The following is a 23,097-nucleotide window of genomic DNA, read 5'->3' on the forward strand; positions in this document are numbered from 1 at the left end:
CACCTTTGTCTCCCAGCCGCTGGGTTGGAACCCGTCAACCCTTGTCAGGAGCTCCGCTGAGGGGCTTGACTGAAACGTGGGTCCCGATCGCCCAGGATGAACAGACAGGGAGGATGCATATGCCAACCCATCAGGCCGTTCACGTCCAGGCCCCCGGTGAACCGCTGACACTCGTCGATGTCGAGACAGGGTCGCCCCCTCGCGACCACGTACGAATAGCGGTGTCCGCGTGCGGAGTGTGCGGCACCGACCACGCCTTCGTCAACGGCGCGTTCCCGGATATGTCTTGGCCCCTGACACCTGGACACGAGATCGCCGGAACCATCGCCGAACTCGGCGACGGCGTCGACAACTACACCGTCGGCGACCGCGTCGCTGTGGGTTGGTTCGGTGGACACTGCAACCAGTGCGTCCCCTGCCGTCAGGGCTCCTTCATTCATTGCGAGAAGTTGCAGGTGCCGAGCTGGCAGTACCCCGGCGGATACGCCGAGTCGGTGATCGTTCCATCAAACGCACTCGCCCGGATTCCGAACGAGCTGTCCTTCGCCGAAGCCGCACCCATGAGTTGTGCCGGGGTCACCACATACGACGCGCTGCGCAAAACCAGGGCCGTCCCAGGCGACCGCGTCGCCATCCTCGGCATCGGCGGACTCGGCCACCTCGGCGTGCAGTTCGCCCGGGCGATGGGCTTCGAGACGGTCGCCATCGCCCGCGGCGCCGACAAAGGCGACGACGCTCGTCAGCTCGGCGCCCACCACTACATCGATTCCACCGCCGGCGACGTCAGCGAAGCGTTGCAGGCTCTCGGTGGCGTGTCGGTGGTTCTGGGGACCGCTGCGAACTCGAAAGCGATGGGTTCTGTGGTCGGTGGGCTGCTTCCGCTCGGTGAGCTCACCGTCGTCGGTGTCACGCCCGACCCACTGCCGATCAGCCCCCTACAGCTGATCACTCCCGGCGTCGATGTCACCGGCCACCCGTCCGGCACCGCCCGCGACGTCGAAGAGACGATGCACTTCGCGGTCCTGTCAGGCGTGCGTGCCCGAATCGAGGAACGGCCGCTGGCTCGAGCGGCGGAGGCCTACGCCGCGATGGAGGAAGGACGCGCACGCTATCGGATGGTCCTCACCATGTGACCATTCTCGGCGCCGGGGTTGATCGACTGCGCTCAGTTAAGTTCGTTGCCACTCCGCCGTTCGAGGCCCCAGGTGCCGGAAGGTCCGTGGAGCTTCTCGTACGCGGCCTTTTCGGCGTCGTGCCGGGACGCCTTTCTCGGGTTCTCCAGATCGGGCGGCAGTCCATGCCTCTCGAGGCGCCGAGATCGGTTCTGCGCCATGTACGACACCGCATAGAACACGGCGAGTAGCACTCCGAGCAGGACCATGGACGCTCGCAGTCCGAGCGGTCCCGGGAACAGGAAGAACGCGGCGAAGACCGGAACGAACGGGACCATGCTGCGGACGAGGTGCCGGGGTACCGCCCAGTCACCGACCAGGTCGTTGCGGACCCAGTCCTGCATGGAGTCGGGAAGTTTGCGGCCTACCGCGTAGCCCAGCCACTGTATGGGGCCCGGCCGGGTTCGTTGCGTGTTTCGCGACATGACAACTACCTGTTCATGTTGTGCTGAAGTCGAATTCGACATGGTTGTCCTCATTGATCGAGCGCGCCCGCTCTGAGCGCAGCCTGATTGACGCGGGTGAGAACGTCGTGCAATTCTTCGAGTTCGGCCAGGCTGACGCCGAGCTTCTCGATCACGGCGGGCGGAATCTTTTCGGCCTCCGCACGCAGCGCACCACCGGCTTCGGTCAGCTCGACATCCAACTGGCGCTCGTCGGCCCGGCTGCGGGTGCGCGTGATCAGTCCGGACGCCTCGAGGCGCTTGAGGAGCGGCGAGAGGGTGGGCGAATCGAGTTGCAGCGCGGTCCCGATCTCCTTGACCGCCATCGGGGCCTTTCCCCAGAGAGCAAGCATGACCAGATACTGCGGATGCGTCAGCCCCATCGGCTCGAGCAAGGGGCGGTAGACGGCGAGCACCGCCCGGTTCGCGATCGCGAGCGCGAAACACACCTGCCGGTCGAGAGCGAGTAGATCGTCGCCGGCCTTCCCCTGCTGGATGTCTGCGGTCATGCCACCAGGCTACCAGAATGATTCGTGCAATAACTAATATTGCACGAATCATTCTGGAGGTAGTCGGCGATCAAGGTAGACGCGCAACGAGGGCATCGAGGCCGGTTCGCGGGCCGGAGAAGAACGGAGTCTCCAGCCGAACGTGCCGGCGCGCGTCGGTAGCGCGAAGGTCTCGCATCATGTCGACTATCCGGCTCGGGTCCGGAGCCTCGAAGGCAAGGATCCACTCGTAGTCGCTCAACCCGAAGGAACTAACGGTGTTGGCCCGCACGTCCGGGTAGGCGCGAGCCGCTCGGCCATGTTCGGCGAGCTGCCGTCGTCGCTCGGCGTCCGGCAGCAAATACCACTCGAGCGATCGGTTGAACGGGTACACGCACACGAACTGCCCCGGCTCCTCGTCGGCCACGTATGCCGCGATGTGGCTACGGTTGAATTCGGCCGGCCGGTGGAGCGCGACCGCACTCCACACCGTCGTACACGCTCGCCCGAGTCGGCAGCGCCGGAAACCGGAGTAGGCGGCCTGCAATCCCTCGACGGTGTCGGCATGCGTCCAGATCATGAAGTCGGCGTCTCCACGTAGTCCTGCGACGTCGTAGATCCCGCGGATCGCGACACCGGACTCGGCGACTCGGTCGAGGTAGGTGTGCGCATCGTCCACGACCTCGTCGCGCACGTCCGGAAGCGCGCCGGGAACCACCTGAAACACGGTGAACATCATGAACCGCACGCGTTGATTGAGTTCGGTGAACCGAGAGCTGGTCAAGGCGTGGGCTACCTCTCGACCGGAACGCCGACCAACGAGCCGTACTCCACCCACGAGCCGTCGTAGTTCCGAACCTCGGGGTAGCCGAGCAGTTCGTGGAGAACGAACCAACTGTGCGCCGATCTTTCGCCGATCCGGCAATAGACGATGATGTCCTTCGTGTCGTCGAGGCCGGCGTCGCCGTACAGGGCGCGGAGCTCGTCCTCGGCGAGGAAGGTGCCGTCGTCAGCGGCGGCCTTGGACCACGGCACGTTGACAGCAGTCGGGACGTGCCCTGGAACCTGGGGTTGCTCCTGCGGGAACTGCGCCGGAGCGAGGATCCTCCCGGAGAATTCGTCGGGAGACCGGACGTCGACGATACTCTTCTTCCCGATCTGCTCGATCACCTCGTCGCGGTGCGCGCGGATTCCCGACACAGGCTCGGACGCCACGTAGTCGGTGCCCGGCCGGGTGACCTTCTCGCTCGACAAAGGCCGACCGTCGAGCTCCCACTTCTTGCGTCCGCCGTCGAGCAACCGGACGTCGCGGTGGCCGTAGAGCTTGAAATACCAGTACGCGTAGGCCGCGAACCAGTTGTTGTTCCCGCCGTACAGGATCACCGTGTCGCCGTTGGCGATTCCCCTCTCGGACAGGAGTTTCTCGAACGATCGCTGGTCGATGAAGTCGCGGCGTACCGGATCTTGAAGATCGCGCTTCCAGTCGATGCGTACGGCACCGTCGATGTGGTTCGTCTCGTACTGCGCGGTGTCCTCGTCCACCTCGACGAGGACGACATCGGGGTCGTGCTGGTGTTCGACGACCCATTCGGCGTCGACCAGAAAATTGCTTCTACTCATGGCTCATCCTTCACTTCGTAGACAACCGGGGCGTGCACATATAATTAATGCACGATCTATTCGCCTACGCTACAGTTTCGGGCACACAGTTTCGACAGGAGCACCGATGACAACGCCGAAGACCCGCCCTGCCCAGGCGAAGGCCCCGCGCGCGGAGGGGCAATGGGCCCAGGGCGACCGTGAGCCGCTCAACGTGAATGAGCAGGTCAAACAGGATGATGACGGCCTCAACGTGCGCAAGAGAATCGAGGAGGTGTACTCCCGCACCGGTGTCGCCGGCATCGACCCGACCGACCGGCGAAGCCGGTTCCGCTGGTGGGGGCTCTACACCCAGCGCGCACCTGGCATCGAGGGCGGCCGGACCGCCACGTTGCCGCCGGAAGAGCTCGAGGACGAGCACTTCATGCTCCGCATCCGAATAGATGGAGGGGCACTGACCACCGAACAGCTGCGCGTCGTCGGTGAAGTCTCCCGACTCTTCGCCCGCGACACCGCGGACCTCACCGACCGCCAGAACATCCAGCTGCACTGGATCCGGGTCGAGGACCTGCCCGAAATCTGGCGGCGGCTCGAAGGGGTAGGCCTCACCACTGCCGAATCCGCAGGCGACACCCCGCGCGTGGTCCTCGGCTCGCCGATGGCCGGTATTGCCGTCGACGAGGTCCTCGACGCCACACCCGCTCTGCACGAGATCACCCGCCGACTGATCGCAAACCCCCAATACTCCAACCTGCCGCGCAAGTTCAAGACCGCCATCTCCGGCCTTCAGGACGTCGTCCACGAAATCAACGATGTGGCATTCATCGGCGTCGAACACCCGGAGCACGGTCCGGGACTCGACGTCTGGGTCGGCGGCGGCCTGTCAACCAATCCTCGCATCGGCGAGCGGTTGGGCGCGTGGGTCCCGCTCGAGGACGTGCCCGACGTGTGGATCGGTATCGTCTCCCTCTTCCGTGACCACGGGTATCGGCGCCTGCGAGCGAAGGCGCGCCTGAAGTTCCTCGTCGCGGACTGGGGTGTCGAGAAATTCCGCGACGTGCTCGAGAGGGAGTACCTCGGACACCCGATGCTCGATGGGCCCGCACCCGAGCCGCTCGACGAACCACGCGATCACGTCGGTATCCAGCGCCAGAAGAACGGTCTCAACGCCGTGGGGATCGCACCCGTTGTCGGCAGGGTCGGCGGCACCCTGCTCACCGACTTGGCACGGGCAGCGGAAGCAACCGGATCCCGGCGGGTCCGCATCACCCCGATGCAGAAACTCGTCATCCTCGATGTGCCCGACGAACAGATCGACTCACTCCAATCCGATCTCGAAAGTCTCGGGTTTCCGTCGAGTCCGTCACCGTGGCGACGGAGCACCATGGCATGCACCGGCATCGAATTTTGCAAGTTCGGGATCGTCGAGACCAAGGCGCGGGCCGCCGCACTCATTGCGGAAGTCGAGAAGCGACTTGCCGACGTCCAGGATCGGCTCGAGCACCCGATCACACTGCACCTCAATGGGTGCCCCAACTCGTGCGCCCGCATTCAGGTCGCCGACATCGGCCTGAAGGGCATGATCGTGACCGACGTCGATTCCAACCAGGTCGAGGGATTCCAGGTTCACCTCGGCGGCGGCCTCGGGCTGGACACGAGCTTCGGACGTAAATTGCGCGGCCACAAGCTTCCAGCCACCGAGGTGCCCGACTACGTCGAGCGGATCGTTCGACGCTACGTGGCCGACCGCGCGGGCTCCGAGAAGTTCGCGACCTGGGTCCAACGCGCCACCGACTCCGATCTCGCATGATCGGCTCGCACTGCCGGGCACGACGCGGTCGAGGCTGAAGAGAGACGTCCCGGAGAACCCGCCTGTCGCGGTCTGCTACTTGCCGGCGTCGGTGACGGGCTCGCGCTCGGGGAGCGTAGTCGCATGGTCGTTGACCACGTGCTCCCACCACGATTCGAGCGGGCTCGGTTCGGGCCACACGATCGCGTCGGCCGTGAGTGATGGCGCACTTTCGCGCGGGTGGCCCGATTCTGCTGTGCTGATCTCGTTCGGATCTACCTCGGAATCACTCACCGCTCGCGCCCCGTGTCGCGTCAACTCGCGTGAGCGTGTCGGCGGGGAGGAAGCTGGCTGACCAGCCGCTCCCACTCTTCGAATCGGGCAGCTTCGGGCGAGCGCGGACGGGACGAGGGTCCGGCGGCGAGGTCGACCAGGCTCCGGGCAGCGCCGAGGACGGTCAGGTGATGACGGCGGGCGACGTCGAGGAGTTCGTCGAACGCCTGGGCATCACTGCAGCCGCGGCCTGCGATCAGGATTCCCTTCGCCGTGCCGAGTAGTTCACGTCCGTCGGGACGCCTACGGGGGATCAGCCGTGTCGGGCCGGGAGTCGGAGTGAGTAGTTCGGTGCTGTCCTCGATCATTCCGCGATGCTCCTTCGCTCTCGTGCATCGGCTGCCGGCCCGCCGGTGTGCCGACGATCCCGTCCGGACGCAAAATGTGAGTCACGTCACTGTCGATGCCCCAACAGTTCTAGCCGACGGCGCCGCGCCTGTCATCTAGACAACTGTCCAGCTGTGCCGTCACTTGACGAGGTGCTCAGGTAGTGGCCACCAACAAATCCTCTCCGCTCGACGGTCGCAGGCCGTCGGTCCGATCGGCGAAGTAAAGCTCGGCGAGTGACGTTCTTGCCACGTGCTGACCGCCCGTGAAACCGGCCTCGCGGGCCAGGGCGAGCATTTCCTGCGGCGTGAAGAAGCTGATGAACGGTGTTCCGGCCGCCCGTGCACCCTTCTCGGACGTCTGGAGTCCGGGGCGATCGGCGTCGTCGAGAAGCCCGGGCGGCAGCAGGAACGTCATCGCCAGCGTCGAGCCGGCAGCGAGACCGGCGAGCTGGCGCAGGGTGGCCGCTGTCGCGTCTTTCGTGAGGTACATCGTGACGCCGGTCGAGACGACAACCGCCGGCAGGCCGGGATCGAAGCCCGCCGCAGCCAGCTGCTCCGACCAGGACTCGCTCGCCTCGAAGTCGACCGCAACCAGCCGCAACCAGTCGGGTACACCGAAGCCCAGCTCGATCAGCCGTTTCCGCTTCCATGCTCGAGGGCCGGGTTGGTCGACCTCGAACACCCGCATACGGGAGGCGATCTCCCGGCCTACGCTGGGCAAAGGTGTCCAGTCCGGCCCCCAGGACGACGTACTGGTCGACGCCGCGGCCGGCCTGCTCGGCAACCAGCTCTTCGATGAAACGAGCACGCGCGACGATGGCCGCCCGAAACCCGCGGGTGCCGGCCGGGTCCATGTCCGGACGAGCCCGCCAGCCCTCGTCCGGGGCCGCGAGCTGCAGGCCGATCTCGTCGACGAGAACGTGCGGCGGCGGGTCGACCTGTACGTGCATTGCCCGCCACAGGGCAACGCGCACGGTCGTGCTGTCCGGTCCGTCCGTCTGCTCGTCTGCCGCCGCCATGACGTTCTCGCTCCTCACGGTCAGTTCTCAGCCGTCCGATGCCACGCCCAGCTAACACCCGGCGCTCCCAGCGTATATAGCTCGTATGAAACCGTCAGTGAAGCGAGCCACCGGCCTGTTCACGGCCACAGCAGCCGCTCTCCTCGCATTCGCAACACCCGCGCAGGCGGACTCCCCCGCGCCCGTCTACTTCCGCGTGGGGAACTTCAACTGCTCGATCGCACCCGATGACGTCGTGGGATGCGATCTGCCACAACCATTGCCGATGGACTTCCCGATCCTCGGCGAGTTCGGACTGCCGTGGCTGGGACCCGTCCAGCACGTCGTCATCGACCTTCCCTGGCTTCCCGCTCACCCCACCTATCCGCCCGGCACTCCGTTCACCCTGCCCGCCGGCAGCCCCGACATATCCGAGGTCGCCACCAGCCGGAGCATGTACCAGAAGACGATCACCCACGGGGGAACCACCTGTGTCGCAGGATTCATGGGGGACCTCACCTGCACGGCCAAGGGGCACGGCTTCGTCGTCACCGTCTACGGAATCCACGCGCACTGAACCGTTACCACACCAGGTCGATGTCGACTACGTCATACGCAACGTCACACGGCGAGGTGCCGGGCGAGGTAGGCGGCGGTGGCGGAGCCGGCCGTCTCGGCAACGACCGTCGGTGGCCCCGCGGCGATGATCCGGCCGCCGTTGTCTCCGCCGCCGGGCCCGAGATCGATCATCCAGTCCGCCGAGGCAATGACCGGCATGTCGTGTTCGACGAGTACGACGGTATTTCCCGCAGCGACGAGACGACGCAACACCACCATGAGGCGGTCGACGTCGGCGGGGTGCAATCCGGTGGTCGGTTCGTCGAGTACGTAGAGCGTGTGCCCGGATCGGATGCGCTGCAGTTCGCTGGCGAGCTTGACGCGTTGCGCCTCCCCACCGGACAAGGTGGTGGCCGATTGGCCGAGTCGCAGATATCCGAGACCGACTTCGGCCAGCATGTCGAGGCTTTTCGCCGCTGCCGGAACGTGACTCAGGAAAGCACGGGCATCGTCGACCGTCATCGCGAGAACGTCCGCGATCGACCGGCCGTCGACGAGAATCTCGAGGGTCTCCGCGTTGTATCGCGCGCCCGCACAGGCCGGGCACGGCGCGGAGGCCTCGGGGAGAAACAGCATGCCGATGGTGATCGAACCGGCGCCCTCGCATTCCTCGCAACGGCCGCCGCTGACATTGAATGAGAATCGGCCCGGGCTGTATCCCCGATCACGGGCAACGGGGTGTGCGGCGAAGAGTTTCCGGATCACATCGAAGAGACCGGTGTAGGTCGCGAGATTCGAGCGCGGAGTCCGCCCGATGGGGGTCTGGTCCACGCGCACCAGCCGGGTGATGTGTCCGAGCCCGTGGGCGGCCACGACCGTCGGCTCGGTGTCGTTCTCGCGCTCCTCGGCCAGTACGACCGTGGAGTCCTCGGCGTCGTCTCCCCCGGTGTCGCCCCCGGGTTCGCTGTCGACGCCGAGGTGTTGAGCGACGACGTCGGTGAGCACACGGCTGACGAGTGTGGATTTGCCCGAACCGGACACGCCCGTGACCGCGGTGAGCACCCCGAGCGGGATTCGCACGGTCAGATCACGGAGGTTGTGCATCGTGATGCCGGCGAGTTCGATCCACCGGCTCGGCGGTCCGGGCTCGGGGTAACTCTCGGGGGTTCCGAAAAGGTATCGGCGAGTGGCGGATTCGGGGACGTGAGCGAGACCGTCCACCTCACCGCTGTAGAGCACCCGGCCACCATGCTCCCCGGCACCGGGACCGACATCGACGATCCAATCTGCTGCCCGGACGACGTCGAGGTTGTGTTCGATGACGAAGACGGAGTTACCTGCCGCTCGTAGTCGCCGCACGGCGGTGACCAGCGCCTCGGTGTCGGCGGGATGCAGGCCTGCGGACGGTTCGTCGAGGACGTACAGCACTCCGAACAGACCCGATTGCAGCTGGGTTGCCAGCCGCAGGCGCTGAAGTTCTCCCGGCGAGAGGGTGGTGGTCGAGCGGGCAAGGCTAAGGTATCCCAGCCCGAGCTCGGTCAGACCCGCGAGGCGTCCGCGAAGGTTGTCTACCAGCGCCGCGGATGCGCGTTCGGTTGCGTCGCTTGCGTCGGAACCGCGGGATGCGACGACGGCGTCGAGGACCGACGCCAGATCGGCCAGTGACAGTTCCGTGGCGTCGGCGATGTCGAGGCCGGCGAACCGTACGGCCAGCGCCTCGGGGCGCAGCCGTTTGCCCCTGCACGCACTGCAGGGGCGGGACACCAGATATCGGGCGACCTTCGCCCGCTGGGTTGCGCTCTTCGTCGTCGCGAAGGTGTGCAGGACGTAGGTGCGGGCGCTCGAGAACGTCCCCTGGTAGTCGCGCACCATCTTGCCCGGGTCGCGCACCGGTGACACCGTGACCGTGGGTTGTTCCTCGGTGGTGAGGACCCACTCGCGCTGGTCCTCCGGGAGCTCGGACCAGGGGCGGTCCACGTCGATACCGAGTGTGTCGAGGACGTCGCGGTAGTTCTTGCCCAGCCACGCGCCGGGCCAGGCGGCGACGGCACCGCCGCGGATACTTCGGCTCGGGTCCGGCACCAGGGCATCGATGTCGACGTCGTGCGTGCGTCCGAGTCCGTGGCAGGCTGGGCATCCGCCTTCGGGTGTGTTGGGCGAGAACGCATTCGAGTCGAGGATGGGGGCACCCGGCGGGTACGTACCGACTCGGGAGAACAGCATCCGCAGCACGTTCGAGATGTGGGTGAGGGTGCCGACCGACGATCGGGCGGAGGTATGACCGCGGGCCTGCTGCAAGGCAACCGCCGGTGGAAGCCCGGTGATGTCTCCAACCCTGGGCGCTCCGATCTGATCCATCAGCCGGCGTGCGTACGGGGTGACGGACTCGAGGAACCGCCGTTGCGCTTCGGCGTAGATGGTGCCGAAGGCCAACGAAGACTTCCCCGATCCCGAGACCCCGGTGAACGCGACGATGCAGTCCCGGGGAATGAACACATCGACGTGGGCGAGGTTGTGTTCGCTGGCGTCGAACACTGCGATTCCGTTGAATTCCTGGGCGCGTAACGGTTCAGTGTGCGGTCCGGGATCGAAGGTGGGCACAACTGCTCCAGGTGTCGGTTCGTGCTCGGACAGGTTACGTCCCAGTCTTACTCGAGGGGTGGAACCATTTGTACTGGCGACGCTCTTTCGGGGAGAGTCCGCCCCAGATTCCGGCCCGAAGTATGCCATCAGCTCACCTGGACCGACGTGATCGCCGCGGCCTCGATGGTGTCTTCTGAGAGAAACTGCATACCGCGATCGCGTCCTCGGGCCACGCGGAGAGCAGGTTCAGTTTGGCCGCGCGGGCGATGGAGAACTGGTGATCGTCTACTGGGCAGTGTCGCGGGTGACGTCAGACGATGTTCGTCTCGCCTGCTCGGATACCGGCCTGCGCGAAGCGGTCCAGGGCGAAGGAGCTGATGTCGTATCCGGGCTCCTTGCCGTGGTAGAGGTCGCGCACGATCTCGCCGGTCGCCGGTCCCATCAGGAAGCCGTGGCCGGAGTAACCGGTGGCGATGAGCAGGCCCTCGACCTCGGTGGAGCGATCCATGATCTGGTTGCGGTCGGGGGTGACCTCGTAGAGACCGGCCCACCCGGTGCTGATGCCGTAGTCCAGTACAGCCGGCACCCGGGTCTCGGCGATGGCGCCCAGTCCCATCAGCCAGTCCTCGAGTTCGAACTCGAGGTTGAATCCCTCGCGCTCGTTCGGGTCGGACCAGCCGAGCAGCAGGCCTTTGCCTTCCGGGTGGAAGTAGAAGTTGGACGGGAAGTCGATGGTCAGCGACGGCGAGGATTCGGGCAACTCGGAGATCGGCTCGGTGAAGGCGATCTGTCGGCGGACGGGAACGACGGGGATGTTCACCCCGAGCATGGTGCCGATGCCGGCCGACCAGGCTCCCGCAGCGCACACCACGGTGTCGGTCTTGATGCGTCCGTGTTCGGTCACGACCGCGGTGATCGTGCCGCCTGTGCTCTCGATGTCGGTGACCGCGCAGTGACGGACGATGCGGGCACCGTGTCGACGGGCAGCGGCGGCGTATCCCATCACGACCGATTCGGGGGTGGCCTTGCCGTCCTGGGGCGACCAGGATGCCGCGAGGAGCCCGTCTGTACTGATGAGCGGCGAAATCTTCTGTGCTTCTTCGGGGGTGACCATGCGGCTCGGAACGCCGTGGCGGTTCTGCAGCGCGACGCTCTCGGTGAAAATGTCGACGTTCGCCTGGTCCGAGAGAAGATAGAGGTAGCCGTCGCGGCTGAAGTCGATCTCCTGGTGGTACTCCTGCGCGAACCGCGAATACACGTCGAGGCCGCGCAGACCGATCGCGATGTTGGCCTCGTTGCTGAAGGAGGCGCGAACACCGCCGGCGGCCTTGCAGGTCGAGCCGCAAGCCAACTCGTCCTTTTCCAGGAGAACGACATCGGAGACCCCGGATTCGGCGAGGTGGAACGCAATGCTGGCGCCGATGACGCCGCCGCCGATGACGACGACGGACGCCTGTTCGGGAAGTTCCTTGCTCATGTCGTCCTCTTCTTTCCTTCGAGAGTAGTGATGTGATGCCCGACCGGTTCCGGGACACCTGACGAACGACCGGGTCGATGGCTTTGCCTGGAAGAATGACGCGCGCCCGCTGACCGGAGTGGGGTCACACAGTCAGCGGGCGCGTGGTGGCTTCCGAACCTTTTAGAACGCGGCGTTCTGCAGGGAACGCCCGCGGAGCACCATGGCTTCGCGCACGCGCTCCTGGGCGGTGGCGCGGGCCACCTCGTGAGTGGTCCGCCCCTGAGCCTTCGACGCATCGAGGGTATCGATGGTGCTGGCGCGCAGCTTGTTCGAGATGTTGTCGAACACGGCTGCCGGTTCGGGACGGATTCCGGAGAAGCGGGCATCCATCGCCACGGCTGCATCGACCACACCGCCGGCGTTGGCGATGAAATCCGGAACCACGGTCACGCCGCGGTCGAACAGCACCGACTGCGCTTCGGGGCTGCTCGGCAGATTCGCGCCTTCGACGACGATCTTGGCCGGCAACGTCCGGGCGAGATCGGCGTCGATGACGTCCTGCAACGCTGCCGGGATCAGGATGTCCGCCGTCACCGAGAGTTCTTCCCCGGCAGCGAGAGGCTTGGCGTCGGAGTACTGGTCGACGAGTCCGTCACCGTACTGATCGCGCAGGTCGAGCAAGGTAGCGACGTCGAGCCCGTCCGGGTTGCGAATGCCGCCGTGCGAGGTGGACACAGCGACGATGGTCGCCCCGAGTTCCGCGAGGCGCTTCGCGTTCGCCGCTCCGACCGCTCCGAAGCCCCGAATGGACACGCTCAGCGAACCGGTGGACAGGCCGATGGCCTGCGCGGCGGCGTCGGCCGACTCCGCGACACCGTGGCCGGTGACCCCGAGCTGGTCGTACGGGAGCCCGCCGAGCGCGTGGGGGGTGCCCACCGCGCCGCCGCGTCCGCCGACCTCGTCGAGCATGATCGCGGCATCCTTCTCGGTCAATCCCACGTCGAGCCCGCAGACGTACTCCTCGGGGACCTCGTTGCGGAGTGCCCGGACGAAGGCACGCAGGACCGCGTCCTTGGAGGAGGCAGTCGGGTCGGCCCAGATGCCAGCCTTGGCGCCGCCGTAGAACAGGTCGACCCCCGCCCACTTCCAGGTCATGTTGCGGGCCAGCCTGGCGACCTCACCGACACTGACCGTGGTGGACATGCGGGTCCCGCCCTTGCCCATTCCGCGGGCGGTGTTGTCGATGACCAGAACGCCGCGCAACCACCGAGGTCAGTCCCGTTGCCGCACAGCATCGACGTCGAGCTGCGCGGCGAGCAATTGCGCCAAGTGGTCACCGCGACGATCGGTCAGATCCGACAACTGGGTCCGGCAGGAGTAGCCGTCGGCCAGGATCGTGGTGTCCGCGTCCGCCCCGGCCACGGCGGGTAGGAGTTGCTGTTCGGCGACCGCCACCGACACCTCGTAATGCCCCTTCTCGACGCCGAAGTTGCCGGCCAGCCCGCAGCATCCGCCCAGCCGCTGAACCTGTGCACCGGCCTTCTCGAGAAGCTGCGCGTCCTGACTCCACCCCATCACCGAATGATGGTGGCAGTGCGGCTGCGCGACAACGGACTTGCCTTCGAGAGACGGCGGGTTCCCACCCTCGGTCCGTCAACAGTTCCGCGAGGGTGCGGGTTGCGTCGGCGACCGGTTCGGCCGCCGACCTACCGAGCAGTTCCGCGGCGTCCGAGCGCAGCACACCCGTGCAGGACGGCTCCATTCCGACGATCGGAATTCCGGCCGCGGCACTACCGGACAGTGCATCCACGGTGCGGCCGAGGATCTTCTTCGCCGCGGTGAGCTGCCCGGTGGAGATCCAGGTGAGTCCGCAGCACTGCTGCTTGTCGGTCAATTGCGGCCGGTAGCCGGCGGCCTCGAGCACCTGCACCGTGGCGTGCCCGACCTCGGGGGTGAAGTAGTTGGTGAACGAGTCCACGAACAGCAGCACCGGGTCACCGGTCGTGGCACGGTCGTTCTCCGTGGCCTTGAACCAGGACCGGAACGTCCGCTTCGCGAACGGTGGAATGGTGCGGCGCTTGTCCACTCCGGCCGACGACAACGCCAGCGGCCCGATGCCGGGAATGCGCATCGTGGCGTTGACCAGACCGGGCGCGCGGCTGGCGATCTTCGCCCAGCGCGGGAGCCACCCCAGCGAGTAGTGCGAGGCGGGGCGGATGCGGCCCTTGTAGCTCTGGTGCAGCACTTCGGATTTGAACGCGGCCATGTCGACACCGGTCGGGCAGTCCGAGGAGCACCCCTTATAGGACAGGCACAGGTCGAGGGCGTCGTGAACCTCGGGCGATCGCCAGCCACCCTCGATGTCGGTGCCGTTTATCATCTCCTGCAGCACGCGCGCGCGGCCGCGGGTGGAGTCCTTCTCCTCCCGGGTCGCCTGATATGACGGGCACATCACGCCGCCGGCGGCGGTGTTGTCGGCCCGGCATTTTCCGACGCCGGTGCAGCGGTGCACCGCCTGGGTGAAATCTCCGTCGTCGTGGTGGTAGGCCAGGGCCAGGTTGCGGCGCAGGAGTGGGGCTGCGGGAATGCGCAGGTCCGCGTCGACCGGGCGGGGGTCGACCACCACTCCGGGGTTGAGGATGTTGTCCGGGTCGAAGACGTGCTTGACGGCAGCAAAGAGCTTCATCGCGTCCGGTGAGTACATCAGCGGCAATAGTTCGCTGCGGGCGCGGCCGTCCCCGTGCTCACCGGACAGGGATCCGCCGTAGCCGGCGACGAGTGTGCTCGCCGCGACCAGGAAGTCCCGGAAGATGCCGTCCCCGCCGGGCTTGTCGAGCGGCCAATCGATGCGAACGTGCATGCATCCGTCACCGAAGTGTCCGTACGGCAGGCCGGTGACGTCGAATTCGTCCATCAGGGCGTCGAAGTCGCGTAGGTAGTTGCCCAGCATGGCCGGTGGCACGGCCGCGTCCTCCCATCCTGCGTGTGCGGGAAGGCCGGCAGGACTGCGGCCGGCGAGTCCGGCACCATCGGCGCGAATCCGCCACAGCTGGGCCGTGCGCCCCTCGTCGGTGACCACGAGGCTATCCGCGGCGCCGCAGTCCCGTCCGACCTGCTGGGCCCTGGCGATCGTCTCGTCGAGGTCGTCGCCGACGACCTCGACGAACAACCAGGCCGCCCCCGCAGGCAACGGCGGAACCGCATCCGGGCCGCGGCGCTCGCGCACCACCTCGACGATCCGGCAATCGATACCCTCGCAGGCGGTCGGATCGAACTTCAGCACCAGCGGGGTCGCGTCACCCGCCGACGCGATGTCGGCGTACCCCAGTACGACCAGGACGCGGTGGGCGGGCTCGGACACCAAGCGGACCGTCGCACGAGTTGCGACGGCGAGGGTGCCCTCCGTGCCGACCAGCATGCGGGTCACGTCGAACCGATTTTCCGGCAGCAGGTGTTCGAGGGCGTATCCGGACACCTGACGGCCGAATTGCCCGAGTTCGGTGCGGATGGTCGCCAAACCGGCGCGGGTGACCTGCTGCAATGCACCCAGTGCCGGGGAGTCCGGCACCCCGCCCGCCGAACCCAGTTGCAGCGACTCCCCGGTTCCGGTCAGAACGTGCAGGCCCTTCACATTGTCCGAGGTCCGGCCGTATCCGAGAGTGCGTGAACCGCAGGCATTGTTTCCGATCATGCCGCCGATGGTGCAGCGAGTGAACGTCGATGGGTCGGGCCCGAATCGCAGGCCGTGCGGTGCAACGGCCTGCTGCAGCACCGTCTGAATTGTGCCCGGCTCGACGGTGGCCGTCTGTGCGTCCCTGTCGATCGAGAGCACCCGATTCATGTGCCGGCTGAAGTCGAGAATCAGTCCCGTCCCGACAGCGTTGCCTGCGACGGAGGTGCCGCCACCTCGTGAGGTCAGCGGCACGCCCTCTCGGCGGCACACCGCGAGGGCGGCAGCGACCTCGTCGGCATGGCGTGGCCGCGCAACGACCAGCGGTCGCACCCGGTACAGGGACGCATCGGACGAATAGGCAGCGCGGGTGGTGCCGTCGGAGAGAACGTCGCTCACTCCCGAACTGCGCAGCTCAGCGGCCAGTGATTCAGCGGAGATCATTCGTAGCATGCTACAACTTCTAGCATGCTACGAACAGCTCCGTGTTGTTACAGTGAGCGAGTGGCAGACGAAGCGCTCGAACTCGAACCGCTCACCCCGTTCACGGGACGACGGATGGAGCAAGCGATCGCGGCGGTACGGGCGGCCATCGACGACGGCCGCATGAAACCAGGAGTGAAGTACTCGGTCTACCAACTCGCCGAGGGCCTGGGCATTTCCCGAACCCCGGTACGGGACGCTTTACTGCGCCTGGAAGAAGTGGGACTGATCAAGTTCGAAGCACGCCAGGGCTTCCGCATTCTCCTCCCCCAGCCGAAGGAGATCGCGGAGATCTTCGCAGTCCGGTTGGCCCTGGAACTTCCCGCGGTCCGCAAGGCCGCAACCGTGGCCGACCCCGCGCTCTCGGACGCACTGCAGCGGCAGCGACGCCTGATGCAGGACGCCGCTGCCGGCGGCGATGAACACGAGTTCGCCCATCACGATCTCGGGCTTCACGACCTGATCCTCGACGCCGCCGGCAACGCCCGAGCCCGTGCGATCGTCAAGACCCTTCGCGAGACAACCCGGCTACTCGGGGCCAACACCGCCGACAAGACCAGAACTCTCGCCGACATCGACAACGAGCACGCGCCCATCATCGATGCCATCATCGCCGGGGACCCCGACGGAGCCGAAGCCGCCATGCGCGTTCACCTGGTCAACACTGGGAAACTCCTTGTCACCCAAGCTGTTCTCAGCGACGGCTCCGGCCTCTCCGTCGACGAAATCTGGTCTGCCGTCATCGCCTGACCAATGCGTCAACTCCGCGGCGGCTTCTCCGGTGTCGTGCGCCGGTGCACGGCGAGTTGCAGCTCGAACAGCAGCCGGTCGGCCGCGTCCTGCAGACCGATCCCGATGATCTCCTCCACTCTGCGGATCCGGTAGCGCAGCGTGTTGGGATGCACCCTCAGTGCGGCGGCGGCATTACGAACGTCCCCGTGCTCGGCGAGGTAGGTCTCGGCACTGTCGCACAGGTTGGAAGCATGCTTTCGGTCGTACTCGAACAGCGCATCGAGGCGCGGATCGTGCAGCTCCGGGTGCTCGCCGACGAGGTCGAGGATCTCACCGAGCAGCACCGCGGTGCGGGATTCGGCGAGGGTGGTCACCCGCCCCTCCGGGAACGTGGCGGCAGTGCCGTCGAGAACCCTGTCGACCTCGACGCGCGCTGCGGCCACCTGCGCGAGATCGGGAACCGGAACGGCGATGGCGGCCCTCAGCACGATCGACCGCTTCGCCTCGAATTGGTCGACGAGCTGCCGCGTCCATGCAGTGACTCCCGCAGCGGACTTGTAGCGAGGAAGCAGCACGTACGCGCGATCACCGATCACAGTGGCGACCGAATGGCGGCTGAACGAGCTCGCGTGCAGGCGGAGCATGCTGCCCATACCGGCGAACTCGCCGGTGGCCGTCGAGCTCTCCGATCCGGTCGGCGCGAAGCCCACCACAGCGGCCGAGCCGCTCATCGGCAAGTTCAGGGCACTGGCCACGGAGGGCACGTCGACACCCCGGCCACGCGCCCCGAACAACCGTTGGACCAGCAGCCCCTCGGTGGAGGGGGCGTTGAGACTTCGGGAGATGATCCGGGCTGCGATCGCCGAAGCGCCGCGCAACACGTCCACCGCATCAGAATTGAACGGCGCGTCGCCCTGTTGCACCCAGATCGAACCGAGAAGCCGGGGTGCGGTCGAGGTGTCCTCGGTGGACTGGCGGATACTGACCACCAACCGCCGCTTGGTGGCGAGTTCCTCGTGCGCGGGCACGTCGATGACCTCGTCGCTTTCGCGGAGCCGATCGAACACTCCCCACTTCTGCAGTGCCCGCAGGTAATCGCGTGGGCCCTCGCGGCCGAGGATCGACAAGGCTCGCAGTTCGTCCGCCGCTTCGTCGGAGGCAGAGTAGGCGAGCACCTTCGACTGGGCATCCTCGATCGAGACCATCCCTCCGGCGTTCTGGGCGACGATCTGTGCGAGACCGAACAGGTCGGTGTCCGTGGCGAGCAGATCCGGGTCCGCAGGTGCGCCACGCCCGCGGCGAGAGCGGTCGAGCATGCGCTGGACCAGCGGGAACACGTGATCCCATCGGGCCTTGGGGTGCACCGCCACCAGGGCGACGCCGGCACGGCGCGCCGCCTCCTGCACTGCGCTCGACTCGTGCGCCGTCTTCGACATCACCGCATGCGGCCGGTGCTCACGCGCCCGCCCGGAGACGTCGTCGAACCAGCGCACGGCATCGGCGTCGGCAACCCCCACATGGAGATACAAATCCTGCATCGGAGATTGCGATTCGGTTTCGACCGTCAGATCGGAGCTGTCGACGAGCGCCATCGACGCGACGACGACCTCGTCGCCCGCGGGAGCGTCGATCAGCTCGACGACCGCGGTGTCGAGAGCGCGGAGAAGCTCACGCAGCGTGATGGTTTCGGCAGAAGTAGCTGGCGCCGCGGCTGCCGTGGCGGGGCTTCGAGTTCCGGGAGTCACCGACATCGCTCCGTTCGGAAGGTGAGAGCTGGTTTAGCCAACAGTACAACCCCAAATGGTATTCCTTGTCCGATTGGCTCAATATCTCGGCTCTGTTCTGGTGTTGACTACGTCTAGTTCGAGCGGCGGTTCTTTCGCCGCCACACCCCTGTAGGAGGTTCCATGGACGCCATCACCACCACCCCGCAGCCGATCAACGAGCCGGTGGGCTCCTTCGCACCGGGGAGCGCCGAGCGTGCCCGGCTGCAGGCGAAGTTGACCGAGCTTGGTGCGAATCCCACCGAGATCCACAACGTCATCGGCGGCACGCACCGGCGCGGCAACGGGCCCGCGATCGACGTCGTGCAGCCGCACCGGCACGCCGCGGTCCTGGGCACCTTCACCAATGCCGGCGCCCAGGACATCCAGGACGCCGTTGCAGCCGCCACCGCCGCCGCCCCAGGTTGGCGGGCACTGTCCTTCGAGGACCGCGCCGCAGTGTTCCTGCGCGCCGCCGACCTGCTGTCCGGACCGTGGCGTGAAACCCTTTCCGCTGCAACGATGCTCGGCCAGTCCAAGACCGCCTACCAGGCCGAAATCGACACCCCCTGCGAACTGATCGACTTCTGGCGGTTCAACGTCCACTTCGCCCGGCAGATCCTCGCCGACCAACCCATCTCCTCCCCCGGCGTGTGGAACAAGCTCGAATACCGCTCCCTCGAGGGCTTCGTCTACGCCATCACCCCGTTCAACTTCACCGCCATCGCCGGCAACCTGCCCACCGCACCCGCCCTGATGGGCAACACCGTGGTGTGGAAACCGTCGCAGACCCAGGCCGTCGCCGCGTACTGGACGATGAAGCTGCTCGAGGCCGCAGGACTACCGCCCGGTGTGATCAACCTCGTCAACGGTGCCGGCGCCGAGGTCTCCGACGTCGTCCTCGCCGACCCGCGCCTGGCCGGAATCCACTTCACCGGATCCACCGCCACCTTCCAGCACCTGTGGCGCCAGGTCGGAAACAACATCTCGAACTACAACAGCTACCCGCGCCTGGTCGGCGAGACCGGCGGCAAGGACTTCGTCCTCGCCCACAGCTCCGCCAACCCCGACACCCTCACCACCGCACTGCTGCGCGGCGCATTCGACTACCAGGGCCAGAAATGCTCCGCCGCCTCCCGCGCATTCGTCCCGAAGTCGGTGTGGGCGAAGATGGGCAACGACTTCATCGAGAAGGCATCGACACTGACATACGGGGACGTCACCGACTTCTCGAACTTCGGAGGCGCCGTCATCGACCGGCGGGCCTTCGACCGCAACGCCGACGCCATCGCCCGCGCCAAGGCCACCCCGAGCCTGACCATCGCCGCCGGCGGCCACGTCGACGACAGTATCGGCTACTTCGTCGACCCCACCGTCCTGCTCGGTGACGACCCCACCGACGAGGCATTCCGCACCGAGTACTTCGGACCGATCCTGTCCGTGCACGTCTACGACGACTCCGCCGCCGGATCGTTCGAGAAGGTCCTCGACCTCGTGGACAAGGGATCCGCCTACGCGCTGACCGGCTCGATCATCGCCGACGACCGCACCGCGATCGCGAAGGCGACCGCCGACCTGCGGTTCGCGGCCGGCAACTTCTACATCAACGACAAGCCCACCGGCGCCGTCGTCGGACAGCAGCCATTCGGTGGGGCACGGGCATCGGGCACCAACGACAAGGCAGGCTCCCCGCAGAACCTGCTCCGCTGGGCCTCCGCACGCACCATCAAGGAAACCTTCGTCCCGGCCACCGATCACCACTACCCCCACCAGGCCGCCGCAGACACCTCCGAGGACATCTGATGGCACCCTCCGATCTGCTCCGGCCTGCACTGCTGGCGGCAGCCCGCTCACCGCGGATAGAACGCACGGTCACTCGCATTCCGGTGACCAAGAGTCTCGTCGACCGGTTCGTCGCCGGCGAGACCGAGAATCAGGCGGTGGCCGCGACGACCGGAATCCTCGACTCCGGCCGCTACATCACCATCGACTACCTCGGTGAGGACACCGCCGATCTCGCGCAGGCCTCCCGCACCGTGTCGCATTACCTGACGCTGCTGTCGTCGCTGGCGCAGCTTGCCCCGGCCACCGACAACGGCAGTAGGCCGCGAAGCATCGAGGTATCCCTGAAGCTGTCCGCCCTCGGGCAGTTCCTGCCCCGCGACGGTCACAACGTGGCACTCGAGAACGCCCACAAGATCTGTACCGCGGCCGAAGAAGCCGGCGTATGGGTCACGGTCGACGCCGAGGACCACACCACCACCGACTCGACGTTGTCGATCGTGCGGGAACTGCGGCAGGACTTTTCGTCTCTCGGCACCGTGCTGCAGGCGTACCTGAAGCGCACCGAAGCGGATTGTCGGGACCTCTCGGGGCCGGGATCACGGATCCGGTTGTGCAAGGGCGCCTATAAGGAACCCGCATCTGTTGCCTATCAAGCAAAGACCGCGGTCGACGAGGCGTACCTGCGGTGCCTGCGGATCCTGATGAACGGCCAGGGCTACCCGATGGTCGCGTCGCACGACCCGGCCATGGTCGACGCCGCACTGGCGCAGGCGAAGGCCACGCGTCGCACCACCGACGAGTTCGAATTCCAGATGCTCCACGGCATCCGGGACACCGAACAACTGCGTCTGATCGAAGAGCAGCAGCATCTGCGGGTCTATCTGCCCTACGGCGAGCAGTGGTACGGCTACTTCATGCGTCGTCTCGCCGAGCGCCCCGCCAACCTGGCTTTCTTTCTCAGGTCACTGACCTCGAAGAAGTAGTCAGGGGGCGGAAATGCGGTCGCTGTACTTCGTCGGTCCCGGCTCACATTCCGTGGGGCCGGGACCGACGTCTGTCCGTTCACCACCCCGGTCCAGTGAGATCTCCGCGGATTTTGTGACACCCAACCACGCTGTCGGCACCTCCTCGGACCTGGCCATTCGTGCAGGTGGCCATATTGGGCGCCGAGGATTCGTCCGATCACATTGGCGGCGCAGTCGGCTCGGGGGCGTCGCCGTTGAATCTCGTCTTGCGAGGGTCGCCCCGACAGGTACCACGTGCCGAGGCATGACTAGGTGAATGTCGGTGGTCTCTGGACGTCTCGTCGAGGAGGCTGAGGTAACGACCGGGTGGCGTCGGCGGTACAGCGCGGAGCACTGTCCACCTGCCGTCTACGCCGTCGAGACCGCCGACGCAGCGAAAGGACTCTCGTGCCGACTGACACCTCTGCAGTATCCGGACGGGACCCTTCGGAAACTGCTGGCGCACAGCTACTGTCTGCCGCGGCCGCAATCCTGGCCGAGCAGCTTGGTTGCAGTCAGGACGCCGCCTTCGATTCTCTCCTCGACGTAGCCCGCCGCAAGCACGTCAGCATTGTCACCGCAGCCGAACACATCCTGTCCCGGCCATCTACGATTCCCGATCTGCGAGAGCAACCGGAACCCCGTCCCACCGTCCATCTGCCACGTGCAGCGCCCACCGACATGGGTGGCGTTCGATGAGGACGGAGCCGCAATCGCCGCCCCTGAAGATTTCCCCCACGCGCAAGGAAAACGTCAGTCTCGATTCCGCTGACTGGCGGGCGCATGCCGCGTGCCGTGATGAGAACTGGCAGTGTTCTTCTCGCCTGACGGTGAACGCGGCCACGCCCGCGACCGGCGCGAAGCGCGCGCCCGGCAGATTTGCCAGCCCTGCCCTGTACTCGCGCAGTGCCGCGATCACGCTCTCGCGGCAGGTGAACCCTACGGTGTGTGGGGTGGCACGACGGAAGCGGATCGACGAAATCACACCCGCCGACTCCGCCGCGGTGAGCTTCGACCGCTCGGGTCCCTGCACCCGCGATCTGTAGCCGGCGGTAGTGCGGATGCGACGGTCCGCATTGACTCGTCGGCCGTCGATCGTTCGCATACTGGTGGGGCGTCGAGGGGTCGCCCCACCAGAGCTGTCACGCCGATCCGGAAACCGGTTCCTACCGCCGGACCATCCGAAATCACGTTTGAGTCTTCGCCGCCGACCGGAGTGTCTGTTGCGCTCCGCCGCTAATGGAGACTGATTTCGTCGGTTCGAGCGTGGTGTGCTGCCGGGGTGATCGTTCCTTGAACGCCACGTCGAGGTCGATTCCTGACGACATGAGCCCTCTCACCTCTTCATTGGTCGGCATCTCTTGACCTCGACGCTACGGCCAACGCCTTCAACCTCGCTCTGATCACAGAACCTGCACGCCACCGAAACGCGGCTTGCCTGACGGATTCCATCATTGTTCTCGTGATTTTCGTCGGATTCGATCGGATTTGCACGAAGGATACAAACATTGACCACGATGGGCTTCGATACTGGCAGGTGGGGGATGTTTGAGTTCCGACGATCGACACGGAGTCGCCATGCACACCAACCATCTCGAGCGCCGGATCCCTCTGGAGAAGTTCTGTTGATCGACGGAACAGGATGCCCGGCTGTCCAGAGCGTGACGGTCTGCATCAACCTCGCAGGCGGTGTCGCGTTTGCGGGATTAGGGCGCCGTGCACCGAAGCAATCATTCGCGGTGTTTCGCGACGGCAGGATCGTCAAAGACACCGTGTTGCCGTCATCACCTCGATCAGTTGCGACGACGGGCTAGGCCCAATACCGTTTATTTATGGCGAGGGCACGGAGTCGCCCGAGAGGACGAGCGGTCTGCGGTCTACGCAGGGCGCGTTGCGGTGGTGCGGGTGC

18 protein-coding genes and 2 pseudogenes are annotated in these 23,097 nt (G+C 66.2%); 8 read left to right on the forward strand and 12 right to left on the reverse strand.

Annotated elements, in window-relative coordinates; translation table 11 throughout:
- Nucleotides 1–119: 119 nt before the first annotated feature.
- Nucleotides 120–1,133 carry an alcohol dehydrogenase catalytic domain-containing protein gene (locus tag ACFWAY_RS24555; protein WP_378512446.1) on the forward strand — a complete coding sequence of 338 codons (1,014 nt, stop codon included), beginning with the start codon at nt 120–122 and terminating at the stop codon, nt 1,131–1,133.
- Between the two features lie 32 nt (nt 1,134–1,165).
- On the opposite strand, the gene ACFWAY_RS24560 is transcribed toward ACFWAY_RS24555, so the two are convergent.
- The 4 genes from ACFWAY_RS24560 to ACFWAY_RS24575 form a co-directional block, all read right to left on the reverse strand.
- Entirely contained in the window at nt 1,166–1,597 is a 432-nt protein-coding gene (locus ACFWAY_RS24560; RefSeq protein ID WP_378456548.1) for a DUF5313 family protein, read from the reverse strand.
- Between the two features lie 50 nt (nt 1,598–1,647).
- Nucleotides 1,648–2,124, reverse strand: coding sequence for a MarR family winged helix-turn-helix transcriptional regulator (locus tag ACFWAY_RS24565; protein ID WP_378512447.1), 477 nt, complete (start codon nt 2,122–2,124; stop codon nt 1,648–1,650).
- Nucleotides 2,125–2,194: 70 nt separating this feature from the next.
- Nucleotides 2,195–2,887 carry a hydrogen peroxide-dependent heme synthase gene (hemQ, locus tag ACFWAY_RS24570; RefSeq protein WP_378456547.1) on the reverse strand — a complete coding sequence of 231 codons (693 nt, stop codon included), beginning with the start codon at nt 2,885–2,887 and terminating at the stop codon, nt 2,195–2,197.
- Between the two features lie 8 nt (nt 2,888–2,895).
- Nucleotides 2,896–3,723, reverse strand: coding sequence for a sulfurtransferase (locus ACFWAY_RS24575; RefSeq protein WP_378512448.1), 828 nt, complete (start codon nt 3,721–3,723; stop codon nt 2,896–2,898).
- 106 nt (nt 3,724–3,829) lie between these two features.
- Between ACFWAY_RS24575 and ACFWAY_RS24580 the strand changes: the two genes are divergently transcribed.
- Entirely contained in the window at nt 3,830–5,512 is a 1,683-nt protein-coding gene (locus tag ACFWAY_RS24580) for a nitrite/sulfite reductase (RefSeq protein WP_378512449.1), read from the forward strand.
- 75 nt (nt 5,513–5,587) lie between these two features.
- Here ACFWAY_RS24580 and ACFWAY_RS24585 read toward each other — a convergent pair whose 3' ends face one another.
- From ACFWAY_RS24585 to ACFWAY_RS24595, 3 genes and pseudogenes are all read right to left on the reverse strand, one after another.
- Nucleotides 5,588–5,785, reverse strand: coding sequence for a hypothetical protein (locus ACFWAY_RS24585; protein ID WP_378456544.1), 198 nt, complete (start codon nt 5,783–5,785; stop codon nt 5,588–5,590).
- Nucleotides 5,786–5,805: 20 nt separating this feature from the next.
- Nucleotides 5,806–6,132, reverse strand: a complete 327-nt coding sequence (locus tag ACFWAY_RS24590; RefSeq protein ID WP_378456543.1) for an ANTAR domain-containing protein — start codon at nt 6,130–6,132, stop codon at nt 5,806–5,808.
- A 175-nt stretch (nt 6,133–6,307) separates the two neighbouring features.
- A pseudogene (locus ACFWAY_RS24595) lies at nt 6,308–7,103 on the reverse strand (class I SAM-dependent methyltransferase).
- A gap of 166 nt (nt 7,104–7,269) precedes the next feature.
- On the opposite strand from ACFWAY_RS24595, the gene ACFWAY_RS24600 reads away from it, so the two are divergent.
- A complete protein-coding gene (locus tag ACFWAY_RS24600) occupies nt 7,270–7,728 on the forward strand; it encodes a hypothetical protein (RefSeq protein WP_378512450.1) in 459 nt (152 codons plus the stop codon).
- A gap of 44 nt (nt 7,729–7,772) precedes the next feature.
- Here the strand turns inward: ACFWAY_RS24600 and ACFWAY_RS24605 are convergent, their stop codons facing one another.
- The 4 genes and pseudogenes from ACFWAY_RS24605 to ACFWAY_RS24620 form a co-directional block, all read right to left on the reverse strand.
- Nucleotides 7,773–10,310, reverse strand: a complete 2,538-nt coding sequence (locus ACFWAY_RS24605) for an ABC transporter (protein WP_378512451.1) — start codon at nt 10,308–10,310, stop codon at nt 7,773–7,775.
- 292 nt (nt 10,311–10,602) lie between these two features.
- A complete protein-coding gene (locus ACFWAY_RS24610) occupies nt 10,603–11,769 on the reverse strand; it encodes an NAD(P)/FAD-dependent oxidoreductase (RefSeq protein ID WP_378512452.1) in 1,167 nt (388 codons plus the stop codon).
- A 162-nt stretch (nt 11,770–11,931) separates the two neighbouring features.
- Entirely contained in the window at nt 11,932–13,014 is a 1,083-nt protein-coding gene (locus ACFWAY_RS24615) for a Glu/Leu/Phe/Val dehydrogenase (protein WP_378512453.1), read from the reverse strand.
- Nucleotides 13,015–13,023: 9 nt separating this feature from the next.
- Nucleotides 13,024–15,865: pseudogene (locus ACFWAY_RS24620) on the reverse strand (FAD-binding and (Fe-S)-binding domain-containing protein).
- Between the two features lie 60 nt (nt 15,866–15,925).
- Between ACFWAY_RS24620 and ACFWAY_RS24625 the strand changes: the two are divergent.
- A complete protein-coding gene (locus ACFWAY_RS24625; protein ID WP_378512454.1) occupies nt 15,926–16,654 on the forward strand; it encodes a GntR family transcriptional regulator in 729 nt (242 codons plus the stop codon).
- Between the two features lie 8 nt (nt 16,655–16,662).
- Here ACFWAY_RS24625 and ACFWAY_RS24630 read toward each other — a convergent pair whose 3' ends face one another.
- Nucleotides 16,663–18,387 (reverse strand): PucR family transcriptional regulator, encoded by a 1,725-nt coding sequence (locus ACFWAY_RS24630; protein ID WP_378512455.1) that lies wholly within the window; start codon nt 18,385–18,387, stop codon nt 16,663–16,665.
- 156 nt (nt 18,388–18,543) lie between these two features.
- On the opposite strand from ACFWAY_RS24630, the gene pruA reads away from it, so the two are divergent.
- The 4 genes from pruA to ACFWAY_RS24650 all read left to right on the forward strand — a co-directional run bounded on the left by pruA (nt 18,544) and on the right by ACFWAY_RS24650 (nt 22,428).
- Nucleotides 18,544–20,202, forward strand: a complete 1,659-nt coding sequence (gene pruA, locus ACFWAY_RS24635) for an L-glutamate gamma-semialdehyde dehydrogenase (protein ID WP_378512456.1) — start codon at nt 18,544–18,546, stop codon at nt 20,200–20,202.
- Nucleotides 20,202–21,167 carry a proline dehydrogenase family protein gene (locus tag ACFWAY_RS24640; protein WP_378512457.1) on the forward strand — a complete coding sequence of 322 codons (966 nt, stop codon included), beginning with the start codon at nt 20,202–20,204 and terminating at the stop codon, nt 21,165–21,167. The genes pruA and ACFWAY_RS24640 overlap by 1 nt, the downstream gene beginning before the upstream one ends.
- A gap of 429 nt (nt 21,168–21,596) precedes the next feature.
- Entirely contained in the window at nt 21,597–21,887 is a 291-nt protein-coding gene (locus tag ACFWAY_RS24645; RefSeq protein WP_378512458.1) for an ANTAR domain-containing protein, read from the forward strand.
- Nucleotides 21,888–21,999: 112 nt separating this feature from the next.
- Entirely contained in the window at nt 22,000–22,428 is a 429-nt protein-coding gene (locus tag ACFWAY_RS24650; protein WP_378512459.1) for a WhiB family transcriptional regulator, read from the forward strand.
- Nucleotides 22,429–23,097: the final 669 nt, after the last annotated feature.

The organism is Rhodococcus sp. NPDC059968 (genome assembly GCF_042738615.1).
In the GTDB taxonomy this organism is placed as follows: Bacteria; Actinomycetota; Actinomycetes; order Mycobacteriales; family Mycobacteriaceae; genus Rhodococcus_F.

What these genes read in the sequence shown, in the direction of transcription:
- ACFWAY_RS24555 (WP_378512446.1), top strand. Translation starts at nt 120, where the DNA reads ATGCCAACCCATCAGGCCGTTCACGTCCAGGCCCCCGGTGAACCGCTG.
- ACFWAY_RS24560 (WP_378456548.1), bottom strand. Translation starts at nt 1,597, where the DNA reads ATGTCGCGAAACACGCAACGAACCCGGCCGGGCCCCATACAGTGGCTG.
- ACFWAY_RS24565 (WP_378512447.1), bottom strand. Translation starts at nt 2,124, where the DNA reads ATGACCGCAGACATCCAGCAGGGGAAGGCCGGCGACGATCTACTCGCT.
- ACFWAY_RS24575 (WP_378512448.1), bottom strand. Translation starts at nt 3,723, where the DNA reads ATGAGTAGAAGCAATTTTCTGGTCGACGCCGAATGGGTCGTCGAACAC.
- ACFWAY_RS24580 (WP_378512449.1), top strand. Translation starts at nt 3,830, where the DNA reads ATGACAACGCCGAAGACCCGCCCTGCCCAGGCGAAGGCCCCGCGCGCG.
- ACFWAY_RS24590 (WP_378456543.1), bottom strand. Translation starts at nt 6,132, where the DNA reads ATGATCGAGGACAGCACCGAACTACTCACTCCGACTCCCGGCCCGACA.
- ACFWAY_RS24610 (WP_378512452.1), bottom strand. Translation starts at nt 11,769, where the DNA reads ATGAGCAAGGAACTTCCCGAACAGGCGTCCGTCGTCGTCATCGGCGGC.
- ACFWAY_RS24630 (WP_378512455.1), bottom strand. Translation starts at nt 18,387, where the DNA reads ATGTCGGTGACTCCCGGAACTCGAAGCCCCGCCACGGCAGCCGCGGCG.
- pruA (WP_378512456.1), top strand. Translation starts at nt 18,544, where the DNA reads ATGGACGCCATCACCACCACCCCGCAGCCGATCAACGAGCCGGTGGGC.
- ACFWAY_RS24640 (WP_378512457.1), top strand. Translation starts at nt 20,202, where the DNA reads ATGGCACCCTCCGATCTGCTCCGGCCTGCACTGCTGGCGGCAGCCCGC.